A 15,574-nucleotide genomic window follows, 5' to 3' on the forward strand; every position below is an offset into this window, starting at 1 on the left:
TCAGGGGCGCAAAGTCTACCCTATCCGTAAACGCGACGGGGCGTCCGCATCCGCGCAGTTTATCGTTGTGGAGGCCTTGCGGATAGTCTTCTCTGGTCAGAAGGGCTATCCATTTGCAGAAACGGCCCCGGCTGGACCGCTGCGCGATCCTTCCGGCCCACCGGCCGCCCCCTGGCGGATCGCCTCCCACTGCCTCTCCAGCCGTTTCACCGACACCGTGCCGTGGGTGCCCAGCTCCTGCGCGAACAGCGATACCCGCAACTCCTCCAGTTGCCAGCGGAAGGCCTCCAGCGCCGGCTCCTCGACGCCCTCCCCGGCCAACCGCCGGTGGCGCTCCTCGTAGCGTTTCCACAGCGCCTCCACGTCGAGCATCGCCGCCCGGTCCCGCTCCGCGCCGCGCCCCACCTTCTCCAGCCGCAGCTCGATCGCCTGCAGGTAGCGGGGAAGGTCGGCCAGCCGTTCGCTCGGGGTACGGGCAAGGAAGCCGGGGCCGATCAGCCGGTCGAGCTGGCGGCGCGCATCGGCCGCCGCCTCCAGGGCGTGGGGGTGGAGGGTCCCCTTCAACCGCTTGCGTAGCCGGTGGTAGGCCTCCAACGCCTCCCCCACCCGTGCGCAGATCCGGTTGGCGGTGGCCACCAGCTGCGGCTTGCACTCGGCGAGCCGCTCCTCGAACGCCTTTCGCTCGCGGGGAAAATCGCGCCCCTCGATGAAGGCGTGGTCGATGGCCGCGTCGACCAGCGCCACCTTCAGCTCGTCACAGCGCCCCACCGGGGCGTAGTGGAGGCAGATACGGTCGATGCCGGGGAGGTTGCGCGCCAGGTATTTCATCTCCTTGGGCAGGCTCAGGCGGATCAACCGGCGCAGCCCGGCGGCCATCGCGCCGTCGGCCTTCGCCGCGCTGTCGAAGAGCCGCACCGCCACCCCCATTTCCCCCTCGTCGACCAGCGCGGGGAAGCCGTGGAGTTTCACCCCGGCCCGCTCCAGCGCCACCTGACGGGGCAGCGTCGCACACTCCCAGCGGCTCATGCCGTGGCGCTCCAGCCCCTCCTCGCTGGGGCGGGCGCGCAGGCTCTCCTGGGCGCGTTCGCCCATCCGCCGTTGCAGCGCCGCCAGGTCGCGTCCCTCGGCCAGCGGCTTGCCGCGGTCGTCCACCACCCGGAAGTTCATGCGGAAGTGGTCGTCGACCGCCTCCGCGCGCCACGCCTCCGGCGGGATCGCCACGCCGCTCATGCCGCGCAGGCGGGCGGCCAGCGCCTCGATCAGCGCCCCTTGTGGCGGACCGATCGCCGCCAGCGCCGCCTCGGCGTAGTCGGGAGCGGGGACGAAGTGCTTGCGCAACTGCTTCGGCAGGGACTTGATCAGCTGCACCACCTTCTCGCGCAGCAGCCCCGGCACCAGCCACTCGCAGCGCTCGCCGTCCACCAGATTGAGGGCCGCCAGCGGCACCCGCAGGGTCACCCCGTCGGCGGGGTGGCCCGGCTCGAAATGGTACTCCAGGGGCAGGATCAGCTCCCCCATGGCCAGTTGGTTGGGGAACTGCGCCTCGTCCACCGCGCTCCCCTGCATCAGGTACTCGCGGGTGAGGAAGAGCAACTTCGGATTCTGCTCTTCCGCCCCCTTGCGCCACTTCTCGAAGGCGGGCAGGGAGTAGACCCCCGCGGGGATGCGCTCGTCGTAGAAGCGATAGAGCTGCTGCTCGTCGACCATCAGGTCGCGGCGCCGCGACTTGTGCTCCATCGCCTCGATCTCCTCGATCAGGGCGCGGTTGTGGGCGAGGAAGCGGCCGCGGCTGTGGATCTCCCCCTCCACCAACCCCTGGCGGATGAAGATCTCGCGGGACTCGGCCGGATGGATCGGTCCGTAGTTGACCCGCCGCTGCGAGACGATGGTCAGGCCGTAGAGGGTCACCTTCTCCCAGGCACTCACCTGCCCCGCCCGCTTCGACCAGTGGGGCTCCGACCAGCTTTTCTTCACCAGATGGCCGGCCAGCGGCTCGATCCACTCCGGCTCGATGCGCGCCACGGTGCGGGCGTAGAGCTTCGCGGTCTCCGCCAGTTCCGCGGCCATCACCCACTTGGGCGGCTTCTTGAACTGGCTGGAGCCGGGGAAGAGGTTGAACTTGACGTTGCGGGCGCCGAGAAACTGTTTCTCCTCGGTGCGGAAGCCGACGTTGCCGAGCAGCCCGGCGAGCAGCGCGCGGTGGAGGCTCGGGTACTCCGCCGGCTCCTCGTTGAAGCGCAGCCCCATGTCCGCCACCTGGTTGTGGAGCTGCTGGTGGACGTCGTGCCACTCGCGCATGCGGTTGAAGGAGAGGAAATTCTCCTTGCAGAAGGTGCGCAGCTTCTTCTGCGACAGTTTGCGCTTCTCCTCGTGGTAGAAGTTCCACAGGTTGAGCAGCGCGACGAAATCCGAGTCCTCGTGCCAGTGGCGCCTGTGCTTCTCGTCGGCGGCCTGCTGGTGCTCCAGGGGGCGGTCGCGGGGATCCTGGATACTCAAGGCGGCGGCGATCACCAGCACCTCGGTGAGGCACCCCTCGTGGCGCGCCTGCAGCACCATGCGCCCGACCCGCGGGTCCACCGGCAGGCGGGCCAGCTCGCGGCCCAGCTCCGTCAGTCGCTGTTTTTCGTCGATCGCGCCCAACTCGAACAGCGTCTTGAAGCCGTCGTTGATGAACTTGCGGTCCGGTGGATCGACGAACGGGAAGCGTTCCACGTCGCCCAGCCCCAGGGAGGCCATCTGCAGGATCACCGCCGCCAGGTTGGTGCGCTTGATCTCGGGGTCGGTGAATTCGATGCGGGCGGCGAACTCCTCTTCCGCGTAGAGCCGAATGCCGATGCCGGGACCGACGCGGCCGCAGCGGCCGGCGCGCTGGTTGGCCGACGCTTGCGAGACCGCCTCGATGGGCAGCCGCTGCACCTTGGTGCGGTGGCTGTAGCGGGAGATCCGCGCGGTGCCCGGATCGACCACGTAGCGGATGCCGGGGACGGTCAGCGAGGTCTCCGCGACGTTGGTGGCGAGCACGATGCGCCGCCCGCCGTGGGGGGCGAAAACCCGGTTCTGCTCGCTCGCCGAGAGGCGGGCGTAGAGCGGCAGGATTTCGGTGTGGGGCGGGTGGTGCTTGCGCAGCGCCTCGGCGGTCTCGCGGATCTCCCGCTCGCCGCTGAGGAAGACCAGGATGTCCCCTTTGCCCTCCCGCGACAGTTCGTCCACCGCATCGAGGATCCCCTCCAACTGGCCGCGGTCGCGCTCCTCCTCGTCGCCTTCGAGCAGCGGCCGGTAGCGCACCTCCACCGGATAGGTACGGCCGGAGACCTCCACCACCGGGGCGTTGTCGAAGTGCTTCGAGAAGCGTTCGGTGTCGATGGTCGCCGAGGTGATGATCAGCTTCAGGTCGGGGCGCTTCGGCAGCAGCTGCTTGAGGTAGCCGAGGAGGAAGTCGATGTTGAGGCTGCGCTCGTGGGCCTCGTCGATGATCAGGGTGTCGTAGGCGCTGAGGAAGCGGTCCCCCTGGCTCTCGGCGAGCAGGATGCCGTCGGTCATCAGCTTGACCATCGTGTCGGGACCGGTGCGGTCGCCGAAGCGCACCTTGTAGCCGACCAGATCCCCCAGCTCCGATTTCAACTCGCTGGCGATGCGCGTCGCCACCGAGCGGGCGGCGATCCGCCGCGGCTGGGTATGGCCGATCAACCCCGCCACCCCACGGCCCAGCTCCAGGCAGATCTTCGGCAACTGGGTGGTCTTGCCGGAGCCGGTCTCGCCGGCCACCACCACCACCTGGTGTTTGGCAATCGCCGCCTTGATCTCCTCACGCCGTTCGGAGACCGGCAGCTCCTCCGGGTACTCCGGCACCGGCAGCCGCTCGCGCCTGCGCTGCAAATGCGACGCACTCGCCTGGATCTCTGCCCCCACGGCCGTCAGCGGCTTGTCGATGGGGCGCCCGGCGGCCAGGGCGCGGGCCATACCGTCGATTCGCTTGCGAAAGCGCCCCCGCTCCGCCGCCGGACAACCGGCCAGCGCGTCGCGCAGCGCCTGCAGCCGGGCCCGTGGGGAGTCGTCGTTGGAGTCAGCCATAGCGAGGTGGGGGTGCGGGCCGGAAAAAGACCGCGAAGGATAACATGGCGGATTGGGGTGGCGGTTACCGGTAGCGATGCGCGAATCCGGTAGGCCGTGCCAATCCGGAAAGGTCCTGTCTTGACCCGAAGGGTACGAAGAAAGAGGGACGGAGAAGATGTGATTCCCCTGGTCCCCCTGGTTACGACGCTCTGCGTCGTAACCCTCCCACCTCGGACGCTCTGCGTCCGACCCCGTTGCAAACCGGAACCCCGCGGCCTCCGATTCGCGTTCGACAAGCGACCTCACCAGTCTTTGAACGGATGGGCCACCAACTGGTTGTTGTAGTAGCGGATGTCACCGGAGACCTCTTCGCCGATCCACTCCGGGATGACGAACGCCTCGTCGGCGTCCGATAGTTCGATCTCGGCGACGATCAGCCCCTCGTTCTCCCCGGCGAAGACGTCCACCTCCCAGGTGTGGTCGCCGTGATCGACGAAGTGGCGGGTCTTCTCGATCTGCGGGCGCAGGCAGAGCAGATCCAGCAGCTCCTCCGCGTCTTCCATGGGAATCGGGTACTCGAACTCGTGGCGGGTCACGTCGAGGGTGCCGCTCTTGATGTTGAGGTGGGCTTCGTCGCCGGCCACCCGCACCCGCACCGAGCAGACCTCGGTGGTCGGCAGGTAGCCCTGCCGGTAGTGGACCGACTTGCGCGCCTCGCGCCGCCAGCCGTCACCGCTCACCAGGAATTTGCGTTCGATCTCTTTTGCCATGGTTCATCCTCCGGTTAGGCAAGCCCTGCCCTTTACCCACAAATCGGCCATCAGTGAGTCGCTGGTGGGTAACGGGCAGGGCAAGCCCTTATGGACGGAGCCGGGATAGGATGGGCAAAGGAGCGAGCGCAACGTGCCCATCGAACGAAGGCGGTGAATTTTGCGGTGGCAGTGCCGTTTTGATGGGCACGCTACGCTTCGCCCATCCTACGCCTTCGTTCAGCGTTCGAAGTACTCTTCGATCAGTTCGACGATGTGGTCCTGGAGGTGCCCCTCGAACTCGTCGAGGCGTTTCTGGAACACTTGCAGGTAGCGATCCGCCTGATCATGGCTGAGGCGCCGCTCACCCACCCGATACTCGGTTTCCGGCATCGTCTTGTCGTCCCGCGGGATGATCCGCCAGCCGATGAAATCGGCATCGACCGAGGCCATTCGCGCCTGCGTGAAGTCGCAAAAACCGGCCACGTGCCGTTCCCCTTCCGGGCCGAGACACCCCGGCTCCACCCGAAACACCACCGTCAATCGCCGCTCCTTGGGCAGGCTCAATTGCTTCGTCATCGTCCAACCGTCTCCAGGTCAACCCGGTCGCCGGGGCGCGTCATCCCCCGAATCGTTACAAAGCGGTGAAGGATACCATGAGCGGGGCGCGAACAGAGCGGTACTCCGGACGAGCGCCTGCTTTTTACTGTGAAAGTACGCCGAGATGGCACAAGGCGCACTGCCTGCTCCGACCGGTGCGCCTCCGCGGCCAAGCCATCCATCGCCCAACGGACCAGTGTCAGGGGCGGTAACGCAGGTCGAGGGTGGCGGGGAAGGCGGGATTGGGGGGCCCCAACGCCGGGACGGGTGCGTCGATACGGTGGCCGTGGGATTGGAAACGGGCGACCCGGCGCGCCTCAGCCTCGTTGGCGTTGACCGGCAGCGTCTCGTAGTTGCGTCCGCCGGGGTGGGCGACGTGATAGGTGCAGCCACCGATGGCACGGCCATTGTGCAAGTCGAACAGGTCGAAGGTGAGCGGACCGTCGGCCGGCAGCAGCGGGTGGAGACCGAAGGCCGGTTGCCAAGCCTTGAAGCGCACCCCGGCGACGAACTCCCCCTCCACCCCGGTAGGCTGCAACGGCACCCGGCGGCCGTTGCAGGTGACGCAGAAACGCTCCGGGTTGAACCGGCGCGCCTTCACTTGCAACCGCTCCACCGAGGAGTCGACGTAGCGCGCCGTGCCCTGCGAGGTGACCTCCTCGCCGAGCACGTTCCACGGCTCGATCGCCCCGCGCAGCTCCAGCGCCATCCCCTGGTGCTGCACGTCGCCATAGTGAGGGAAGCGGAACTCGAAAAACGGCGCGAACCACTCGAAGCGGAAGTCGAAGCCCCCCTCGCGCAGCCCGTCGAGCACCTCGCGCAGGTCCTCCTCCAAATAATGAGGCAGCAGGAAGCGGTCGTGCAGCACGGTCCCCCAGCGCGCCGGGCGGCCGCGGTAGGGGCGCTCCCAGAACTGCGCCACCAGCGCGCGCAGCAGCAGCATCTGCACCGCGCTCATGCGCCAGTGCGGTGGCATCTCGAAGCCGCGGAACTCGAGCAGGCCGAGCCGCCCGGTGGGACCGGAGGGGCTGTAGAGCTTGTCGATGCAGAACTCGGCGCGGTGGGTGTTGCCGGTGACGTCGACCAGCAGGTTGCGGAACAGCCGGTCCACCATCCAGGGCGGGCTCTCCTTGCCGGGCGTCAGCTGCTGGAGCGCGATCTCCAGTTCGTAGAGGGCATCGTCGCGCGCCTCGTCGATCCGCGGGGCCTGCGAGGTGGGGCCGACGAAGAGGCCGGAGAAGAGGTAGGAGAGCGCCGGGTGGTGCTGCCAGTGGAGCAGCAGGCTGCCGAGCAGGTCGGGGCGGCGCAGGAACGGGCTGTCGGCGGGCGTGGCGCCGCCGAGGGTGACGTGGTTGCCGCCGCCGGTGCCGGTGTGACGGCCGTCGATCATGAACTTCTCGGTGCCGAGACGGTTCTCCCGCGCCTCCTCGTAGAGGGTCTCGATGCTCGCCACCAACGTCCGCCAATCGGCGGCGGGGTGGATGTTGACCTCGATCACCCCCGGATCGGGGGTCACCGCCAGCTTGCGCAGGCGTGGGTCGGAGGGGGGCTCGTAGCCCTCCAGCTCCACCGCCACGCCGCACGCCTCGGCCGCCTCCTCCACCGCGGTGAGCAGCTCGATCCAGTGCTCCAGGTGGCTGAGCGGCGGCAGGAAGATCCACAACCGCCCCTCGCGCGGCTCGATGCAGAGCGCGGTGTGCGGCACCGCCTCGGCGACCCCCGCCTCGTCGGCGCTCGGCTGATCGCTGAGCGTGCCGCCGCGGGTCGGCGGCACCAGGGTAGAGTAGCGGCTGGCGATCTCGCTGGCGGAGACCAGCGGATCGCGTACGTCGAAGCTGTCCCGTTCGGGGTGCAGACGGCGGCGCCGCGCCGCCCACGGCAGCGAATCGAGCGGCAGCCGGTAGCCCATCGGCGAGTCGCCGGGGAGCAGCACCAGGCGGTCGCGGCGCAGCGACCAACGGGCGGAAAACCACCCCTCCCGCTTGCCCTCATCGGACCAGGCGAGCGGTAGCGCGAAGCCGGTCACCCGATCGAGTCCGCGGCCAAGCAGGCGCGCCAGCCGACGCCGCTCCAGCGGGTCGGTGAGGTCGGCCTTGCGCGGATCGAGATCGTCGGGCAGGGTCGACTCGTAGTGCAGGTAGTGGGCGGAGTCCTCGTAGGCGGCCATCACCGTCCCCTCCCCCACGCCGAGCCGAGCGGCCAGCGCCTCGGCCAGCCGCTCGGCATCACCCGGCCCGTAGCCCGGCGGTTCGGCCGGCGAGAGGCGCTCGCGGCGCTGCCACAACGGCTCGCCGTCGGCGCGGAAGAAGCAGCTGTAGGCCCAGCGCGGCAGCTCCTCGCCGGGGTACCACTTGCCCTGGCCGTGGTGCAACACGCCCTCGGGGGCGAAGCGGTCGGCCAGCCGGCGCAACAGCCCGCGGGCGAGCCGCTCCTTGCGCGGGCCGAGGGCGGCGTTGTTCCACTCCGCCCCGTCACGGTCGTCGATCGAGACGAAGGTGGGTTCTCCGCCCTGGGTGAGGCGCACGTCCCCCGCCGTCAGCACCGCCTCGACCCGATCGCCCAGGGCCATCACCGCGTCCCACTCGGCGTCGCTGTAGGGCAGCGTCACCCGCGGCGTCTCGTGGATGCGGGTAACCCCGTTCTCGAAGACGAACTCGGTCTCGCACGGCTCCATCAGGCCGCTCACCGGCGCCGCCGAGCTGGGCTCCGGGGTGCAGGCGAGGGGGATGTGGCCCTCGCCGGCGAACAGCCCGGAGGTGGGATCGAGGCCGATCCAGCCGGCCCCCGGCACGAACACCTCGGCCCAGGCGTGGAGGTCGGTGAAGTCCTTGGTCGGTCCGGAGGGGCCGTCGAGGGAGGGCTCGTCGGCGGCCAGCTGGACCAGATAGCCGGAGACGAAACGGGCGGCGAGCCCCAGGTGGCGGAGGATCTGCACCAGCAGCCAGGCGCTGTCGCGGCACGAGCCGGTGGCCTTGGCCAGGGTCTCCTCGCAGCTCTGCACCCCCGCCTCCATGCGCAGGGTGTAGCCGATCTCCTGCTGCAAACGCTGGTTGGCGGCGACCAGGAAATCGACGATCGGGGTATCCGCGCGGTCGATGGTGGCGACGTAGTCGCGCAGCCGCGGCCCCGCCTCGCTCACCTTGAGGTAGGGGGCCAGCTCGCCGGCCAGGTGCTCGGCGTAGGTGAAGGGGAAGTCCTTGGCCGACTCCTCGACGAAGAAGTCGAAGGGGTTGATCACCGTCATCTCGGCAATCAGCTCCACCTCCACCACCAGCCGCTTGACCCGCTCGGGAAAGACGTAGCGGGCGACGAAGTTGCCGAAGGGGTCCTGCTGCCAGTTGACGAAGTGCTTCTTCGGTTCGATCTGCAGGCTGTAGGCGTGGATCGGCGTGCGGCAGTGGGAGGCCGGACGCAGCCGCACCAGATGCGGCGAGAGGAGGATCGGACGGTCGTAACGGTATTCGGTGCGGTGGCGGATGGCGACGCGGATCGACACGGGGAAGTCCCTCTATGGATACGACGAAAAGGTGAATGTACCGCCGTATCGTAGGGTGGGTTAGGCGCGCATGCCACCCTCCCTTTCCGATCTCAGCCGGCAAACGGGCGCGCCGTAACCCACCGAATCGTCACGCCGGCACGCCGTTCGATAAGGAGACCTCGTCGACCCGGTCCGATAACGTCGACCGACGCCAGATCACTTATATCCGACGTCGTTTATCATCGGCAGAATGTTGTCGGGAGGCGACAGCTCCTCGAAGGTCTGATTCTGGATCATCCCGGCGGGCTGCTGCGGGGAGGGTTGCAGCGGCGGTGCCGCCTCACCGTTGCCGCCGCCGGTGCGCTGCTCCCAGTGGAGCAGCGGCAGGTTGGCGAACGACACCTTCAGCGACTCGTTCCAGCTCTGGCGCAGCGCCCGCAGGTAGTCGTCGTCGTCGGTCAGGTGGAGGTAGTGGTCGCTCTCGAAGGTGTCCCGCTCATAGACCAGCAGATCGATCGGGGGCCCCACCGTGGCGTTGGAGCGGATGGTCGAGTCCATCGACACCAGGGCGCAGCGGGCGGCGTCCTCCAGGGTGGTATCGCGGGTGACGATGCGGTCAAGGATCGGCTTGCCGTACTTGCTCTCGCCGATCTGCAGGAAAGGGGTTTCGTCGGAGTCAGTGATGAAGTTGCCGGCGGAGTAGATCAGGTAGGCCGCCGGCGCCACGCTGCCGATCTGGCCGGCGAGGATCAGGGAGGCGGAGGTGTCGACCCCGGCGGAGGCGGTGTCCGACTGGGCGCGGGCGTGCTCATCGCGGCTCACCTGGCTGACGTAGCGGGCGACGTCATACATCTTGGGACAGCCGAGCAGGTTGGGGATCTCGGGATTCTCCAGGTCGTACTCGATGCGGCTGATGATCGACTGGGTGGTCGCCAGATTGCCGGCGGTCATCACCACGAAGAAACGGTCGGGGGACGGGTGGAAGGTGTGCATCTTGCCGTGGGTGTAGAGCATGTCCGCCCCGGCATTGGTGCGCGAGTCGGAGCAGAGCACCAACCCGTCGTTCACCGTGATCGCCACGCAGTAGGTCATCGATCCTCCCGGCTCGCCGCGATCCGCCGCGGCGTTCAAACTCGTTACTTCGAAACCCGCCTCGCCCGACGGGGGGTTCCGCCACCGCCCCCGCGGGGAGGACGGAGCCCCTATTGTATGTCGGATCCGAAGGGAAGAAACCGTTTTTGTCGGGCGGTTTGCCGGGCCCTTTGAACGGCGGGGTCGGTAGGGGTCGCGGCTATCGCCGCGACGTGAACGGGGGCACCGTCACTCGGGTCGGCATGCGCCTCCCGAACGGTAGGATCACGCTCGGAAAGGTCAAGGCGAATCTTCCCCCGCGACCCCCGTTCGCGTCGCCGCGGCAGCGGCGGCCTTGTACGCTTCAGACAGCCATCGTCGCGAGCTGCTCGAGCCGCTCGCGGATATGCTCGACGGAGAGCTGGAAGGCACGGGTCTCGGCCTCGGTGAGGTGGACGTCCACCACCTCCTCCATGCCGTTGCGGCCGATCAGCACCGGCACGCCGACGAACAGCCCGTCGACCCCGTACTCCCCCTTCAGCAGCACCGCGCAGGGCAGGGTGTGCTGGTGGTCGTTGAGGATTGCGTCGAGCAGCTCGACGGTGGCGGTGCCCGGCGCATAGTAGGCGGAACCGGTGCGCAGCAGCTTGACGATCTCCGAACCGCCGTGCTGCACCCGATCGACGATCGCCTGGATCCGCTCCTCCGGGATCTTCTCGCGGATCGGCACCCCGTCCACCGTGCAGTGGTCCACCAGCGGCACCATCTGGGCGCCGTGGTCGCCGAGCACCATGGTCTGGATGCGGCTGGCACCGATGGCGAGTTCGGCGGCGATGAACGCCTTGAACCGCGCGCTGTCGAGCACCCCGGCCACGCCGATCACCCGCTCCCGCGGAAAGCCGCTCTCCTCGAAGGCGAGCTGGGCCATGGTGTTGATCGGGTTGGTCACCACCACCAGAATGCAGTCGGGCGAGTGTTTCACCACCTCGCGGGTCACCGAGCGGACGATCTCGGCATTCACCCCCAGCAGGTCGTCGCGGGACATCCCCGGCTTGCGCGCGAGGCCTGCGGTGATCACCACGATGTCGGAGCCGGCGGTGTCGGCGTAGTCGCCGGTCCCCTTCACCACCCGGTCGACGTTGGCCATGGCCATCGCCTGGGTGATGTCCAGCCCGGTCCCCCGCGCCTTCCCTTCGTCCTTGTCGAGCAGCACGATGTCGGCCAGATCCTTGCCCGCCGCGTAGACGGCGATGTGGCTGCCGACGTTACCGGCGCCGATGATGGAGAGTTTCAACATGCAAATCAGCCTCTGCGATGCGGGGTCGGCGCAGGCCCCGGGGACCGTGCGGACGCGGAAGCGGCCGGCACATCACCCATCCGACGGGCCTGCGGCGCTGCGGCTGCACCGTCCGCCCAATCACCCGCGCATCTGTTCTATTTTGACCCGCCACTCGGCGGGTCCGCTCTTATGGACCGACTCGCCGTGGCTGTCCACGGCGACGGTCACCGGCAGGTCCTCGACCTCGAATTCGTAGATCGCCTCCATCCCCAGCTCCGCGAAGGCGACCACCCGCGCGCCGCGGATCGCCTTGGCGATGAGGTAGGCGGCGCCGCCGACGGCGATCAGGTAGGCGGCGCGGTGGTTGCGGATCGACTCGATCGCCTGCGGCCCGCGCTCCGCCTTGCCCACCATGCCGAGCAGTCCTGCCTGGCCGAGCATGGTTTCGGTGAAGGCATCCATGCGGGTGGAGGTGGTGGGCCCGGCCGGCCCCACCACCTCGTCGCCCACCGGGTCCACCGGGCCGACGTAATAGATGAAGCGGTTGTGGAAATCGACCCCGGCCGGCAGCGGTTCGCCGCGGGCGAGCAGATCGGCGATCTTCTTGTGGGCGGCGTCGCGGCCGGTGAGCAGCTTGCCGTTGAGCAGCAGCCGCTCGCCCGGCGTCCAGCTCGCCACCTCCTCGGCGGTCACTGCGTCGAGATCGACCCGCCGCGCCTGCGGGGAGACGGTCCAGGTGACGTCGGGCCAATCCTCCAGCCGCGGCGGCGCAAGATGGGCCGGGCCGCTGCCGTCGAGGGTGAAGTGGGCGTGGCGGGTGGCGGCGCAGTTGGGGATCACCGCCACCGGCAGGGAGGCCGCGTGGGTCGGATAGTCGAGCACCTTGATGTCGAGCACGGTGGTCAAACCGCCCAGCCCCTGGGCCCCCACGCCGAGGGCGTTGACCCGTTCGAACAGCTCCAGGCGCAGCTCCTCGGCGCGGCTCGTCGGCCCCCGCTCGCGCAATTCATGGATGTCCACCGGCGCCAGCAGCGACTCCTTGGCCAGCAGCAGCGCCTTCTCCGGGGTGCCGCCGATACCGACGCCAAGGATCCCCGGCGGACACCAGCCGGCGCCCATCCCCTCCACCGCCTGGACGATCCACTCGACGATATCGGCACTGGGGTTGAGAGCGGCGAAACGCGCCTTGTTCTCCGAGCCGCCCCCCTTGGCCGCCAGCTTCACCTCCACCTTGTCGCCGGCGACGACGCGGGTGTGGATCACCGCCGGGGTGTTGTCACGGGTGTTGGTACGGGCACCGGCCGGATCGGCGAGCACCGAGGCGCGCAGCACGTTGTCGGGGTGGCCGTAGGCGCGGCGCACCGCCTCGTTGACCATCGACTCGACGTCCAGCCCGGCCTCCCAGCGCACCTCCATGCCGATCTCCAGGAAGACCACCACGATCCCGGTGTCCTGGCAGATCGGCCGATGCCCCTCGGCGCACAGCCGCGAGTTGTAGAGGATCTGCGCGATGGCGTCCTGCGCCGCCGGTGACTGCTCCCGCGCGTGGGCCTCCCCCAGCGCCCGGATGTAATCCACCGGGTGGTAGTAGGAGATGTACTGCAGTGCATCTGCGATGCTTTGGATGAAATCGTCCTGACGGATCGTGGTCATGCTTCGTGGCCTCCGCACCGGATCGCAGGAGGCGACGCGGCCGGCCGATTCTACAGTAAACGTAGGGTTAAGCCGAATCGGCATCGACCGTAGGCACGCAGCACCCCTCGCTGAACGACGGCCGCAACCGGACCGTCGAGCAGTCTCGCCACTGCCACGGCCCCCATGTTAGGGTGTCGTCTCCCCGGCCGCGGCGTGCCGCGGCCGGCTCCCTGAATCCATCGAAAACAGCAGAAGGCGGCACCGTGAAAGCGCTTGTCAAAAAGCGCCCCGAAGAGGGGCTGTGGTTGGATGACGTTCCGCTGCCCGAGGTGGGCAACAACGACGTCCTGATCAAGATCCAGAAGACCGCGATCTGCGGTACCGACGTCCACATCTACAACTGGGACGAGTGGGCCCAGCGGACCATCCCGGTGCCGATGACCATCGGTCACGAGTTCGCCGGCGTGGTGGTGGATCGCGGCTCCAACGTGACCGGCGTCAATCTCGGCGACGTGGTCTCCGGCGAGGGGCACATCGTCTGCGAGCGCTGCCGCAACTGCCTCGCCGGGCGCCGCCACCTCTGCCCCAACACCATCGGCGTCGGCGTCAACCGCACCGGCTGCTTCGCCGAATATCTGTCGATCCCGGAGAAGAACGTCTACCGGCCGAGCCGCGAGATGCCCACCGAGGTGCTCGCCTGCTTCGACCCCTACGGTAACGCGGTGCATACCGCGCTCTCCTTCAACATGGTGGGCGAGGACGTGCTGATCACCGGTGCCGGCCCCATCGGCATCATGGCGGCGATGGTGGCCGACCACTGCGGGGCGCGCAATATCGTCATCACCGATCTCAACGACTACCGCCTCAACCTGGCGAAGAGCATCGTCTCGCGGGTGATCCCGATCAACGTCGGCCAGACCGCCATCACCCGCGAGCTGATGCGCAGCCTGGGCATCTTCGAGGGGTTCGACGTGGGGCTGGAGATGTCCGGCTCCCACCACGCTTTCAAGGAGATGCTGAGCAAGATGATCAACGGCGGCAACATCGCCATGCTCGGCATCATGCCCAACGGCTCCGGCATCAACTGGGAGGACGTGGTTTTCAAGGGATTGACCATCAAGGGGATCTACGGCCGCGAGATCTTCGAGACCTGGTACAAGGGGACGATGATGGTGCAGACCGGGCTGCCGCTGGAGAAGATCATCACCCACCGCTTTCACTACACCGATTTCCAGCAGGGCTTCGACGTGATGCGCTCGGGCCAATCCGGCAAGGTGATCCTCAACTGGGAAGAGGAGTGATTTCCCTCTTCCGACGATTGGAAGGCCCTCCAATCCCGAACATCCCCAGGGCGTGCCGTATGCACCCCATGAAATTCCGACGGATATCGACATGAGTTTCAAAAGCGCCAAAGAGAGTCTTACCGAAGAACTGAACGGCATCCGCGAGGCGGGCCTGTGGAAGGAGGAGCGGATCATCGCCTCCGACCAGAAGAACGACATCCTGCTGGCCGACGGCCGCGAAGTCGTCAACATGTGCGCCAACAACTACCTGGGACTGGCCAACAACGCCGAGCTGATCGCGGCGGCCAGGGCGAGCTACGACCAGTGGGGTTTCGGCCTCTCCTCGGTGCGCTTCATCTGCGGCACCCAGTCGATCCACAAACAGCTCGAAGCGAAGGTCAGTGAATTCCTCGGCACCGAGGAGACGATCCTCTACGCCGCCTGCTTCGACGCCAATGCCGGCCTGTTCGAGACCATCCTCACCGCCGAGGATGCGGTGATCTCCGACGAACTCAACCACGCCTCGATCATCGACGGCGTGCGCCTGTGCAAGGCGGCGCGCTACCGCTACCGCAACAACGACATGGCGGATCTGGAGGCGAAACTGAAGGAGGCCCGCGAGAAGGGCGCCCGCCGTATCCTGGTCACCACCGACGGCGTCTTCTCGATGGATGGGACCATTGCCCAGTTGGACAAGATCTGCGACCTCGCCGACCGTTTTGATGCCATGGTCCACCACGACGACTGCCACGCCGTCGGTTTCATGGGCAAGACCGGCCGCGGGGTCCACGAATACTGTGGGGTGATGGAGCGGGTCGACATCATCACCGGCACCTTCGGCAAGGCGCTCGGCGGGGCTTCCGGCGGCTACACCTCGGGGCGCAAGGAGATCATCGACCTGCTGCGCCAGCGTTCCCGCCCCTACCTCTTCTCCAACACCGTGGCGCCGGCCATCTGCGCCGCCTCAATCAAGGTGCTGGAGATGCTCTCGGCGTCCACCGAACTGCGCGACCGGCTGGAGGAGAACACCCGCTACTTCCGCCAGGGGATGCGCGACGCCGGTTTCGACATCCCCGAGGGGGAGCATCCGATCGTGCCGGTGATGCTCGGCGACGCGGTACTCGCCCAACGGATGTCCGCCGCGCTGCTGGAGCGCGGCATCTACGCCATCGGCTTCTTCTTCCCGGTGGTGCCGAAGGGCAAGGCACGCATCCGCACCCAGATCTCGGCGGCCCACACCCGGGAGGACCTGGACCGCGCGATCCAGGCCTTCGCCGAGACCTATGCCGAGTTGAATCCGCAAGGGTAGCGGTGATCCTTCGCGGTGACGCTCCGATCGGGCGCTGATTTTCTACACTATGGGAAGTTGCCGCCAGCGCCACTTGGCGACGGTTGTCGCGGAGGCTGTTGCCCCCGCCGGGGGTCG

Annotated in this window: 9 protein-coding genes; 2 read left to right on the top strand and 7 right to left on the bottom strand. The window is 67.9% G+C overall.

Going from position 1 to position 15,574, the window contains the following annotated elements; genetic code table 11:
* Window positions 1-105: 105 nt before the first annotated feature.
* From hrpA to ACYQ2W_RS03965, 7 genes are all read right to left on the bottom strand, one after another.
* Window positions 106-4,071, bottom strand: a complete 3,966-nt coding sequence (hrpA, locus tag ACYQ2W_RS03935) for an ATP-dependent RNA helicase HrpA (protein ID WP_459863434.1) — start codon at window positions 4,069-4,071, stop codon at window positions 106-108.
* A 284-nt stretch (window positions 4,072-4,355) separates the two neighbouring features.
* Window positions 4,356-4,823 (bottom strand): CYTH domain-containing protein, encoded by a 468-nt coding sequence (locus tag ACYQ2W_RS03940; protein ID WP_459863436.1) that lies wholly within the window; start codon window positions 4,821-4,823, stop codon window positions 4,356-4,358.
* Window positions 4,824-5,042: 219 nt separating this feature from the next.
* Complete coding sequence (locus ACYQ2W_RS03945) at window positions 5,043-5,381, bottom strand: hypothetical protein (RefSeq protein ID WP_459863438.1); 339 nt, start codon at window positions 5,379-5,381, stop codon at window positions 5,043-5,045.
* Between the two features lie 220 nt (window positions 5,382-5,601).
* The gene (locus ACYQ2W_RS03950; protein WP_459863440.1) at window positions 5,602-8,898 is read right to left on the bottom strand and encodes a transglutaminase family protein; all 3,297 of its coding nucleotides are present in this window, start codon (window positions 8,896-8,898) and stop codon (window positions 5,602-5,604) included.
* Between the two features lie 198 nt (window positions 8,899-9,096).
* Window positions 9,097-9,972 carry a proteasome-type protease gene (locus ACYQ2W_RS03955; protein ID WP_459863442.1) on the bottom strand — a complete coding sequence of 292 codons (876 nt, stop codon included), beginning with the start codon at window positions 9,970-9,972 and terminating at the stop codon, window positions 9,097-9,099.
* A 343-nt stretch (window positions 9,973-10,315) separates the two neighbouring features.
* A complete protein-coding gene (gene mdh, locus ACYQ2W_RS03960) occupies window positions 10,316-11,248 on the bottom strand; it encodes a malate dehydrogenase (RefSeq protein WP_459863444.1) in 933 nt (310 codons plus the stop codon).
* Between the two features lie 120 nt (window positions 11,249-11,368).
* Window positions 11,369-12,883 (bottom strand): fumarate hydratase, encoded by a 1,515-nt coding sequence (locus ACYQ2W_RS03965; protein WP_459863446.1) that lies wholly within the window; start codon window positions 12,881-12,883, stop codon window positions 11,369-11,371.
* 245 nt (window positions 12,884-13,128) lie between these two features.
* Between ACYQ2W_RS03965 and tdh the strand changes: the two genes are divergently transcribed.
* Both tdh and kbl read left to right on the top strand, forming a co-directional pair.
* The gene (gene tdh / locus ACYQ2W_RS03970) at window positions 13,129-14,166 is read left to right on the top strand and encodes an L-threonine 3-dehydrogenase (protein WP_459863448.1); all 1,038 of its coding nucleotides are present in this window, start codon (window positions 13,129-13,131) and stop codon (window positions 14,164-14,166) included.
* Between the two features lie 91 nt (window positions 14,167-14,257).
* Entirely contained in the window at window positions 14,258-15,457 is a 1,200-nt protein-coding gene (kbl, locus tag ACYQ2W_RS03975; RefSeq protein WP_459863450.1) for a glycine C-acetyltransferase, read from the top strand.
* Window positions 15,458-15,574: the final 117 nt, after the last annotated feature.

The sequence above is a fragment of the Endothiovibrio diazotrophicus genome (assembly GCF_054657215.1).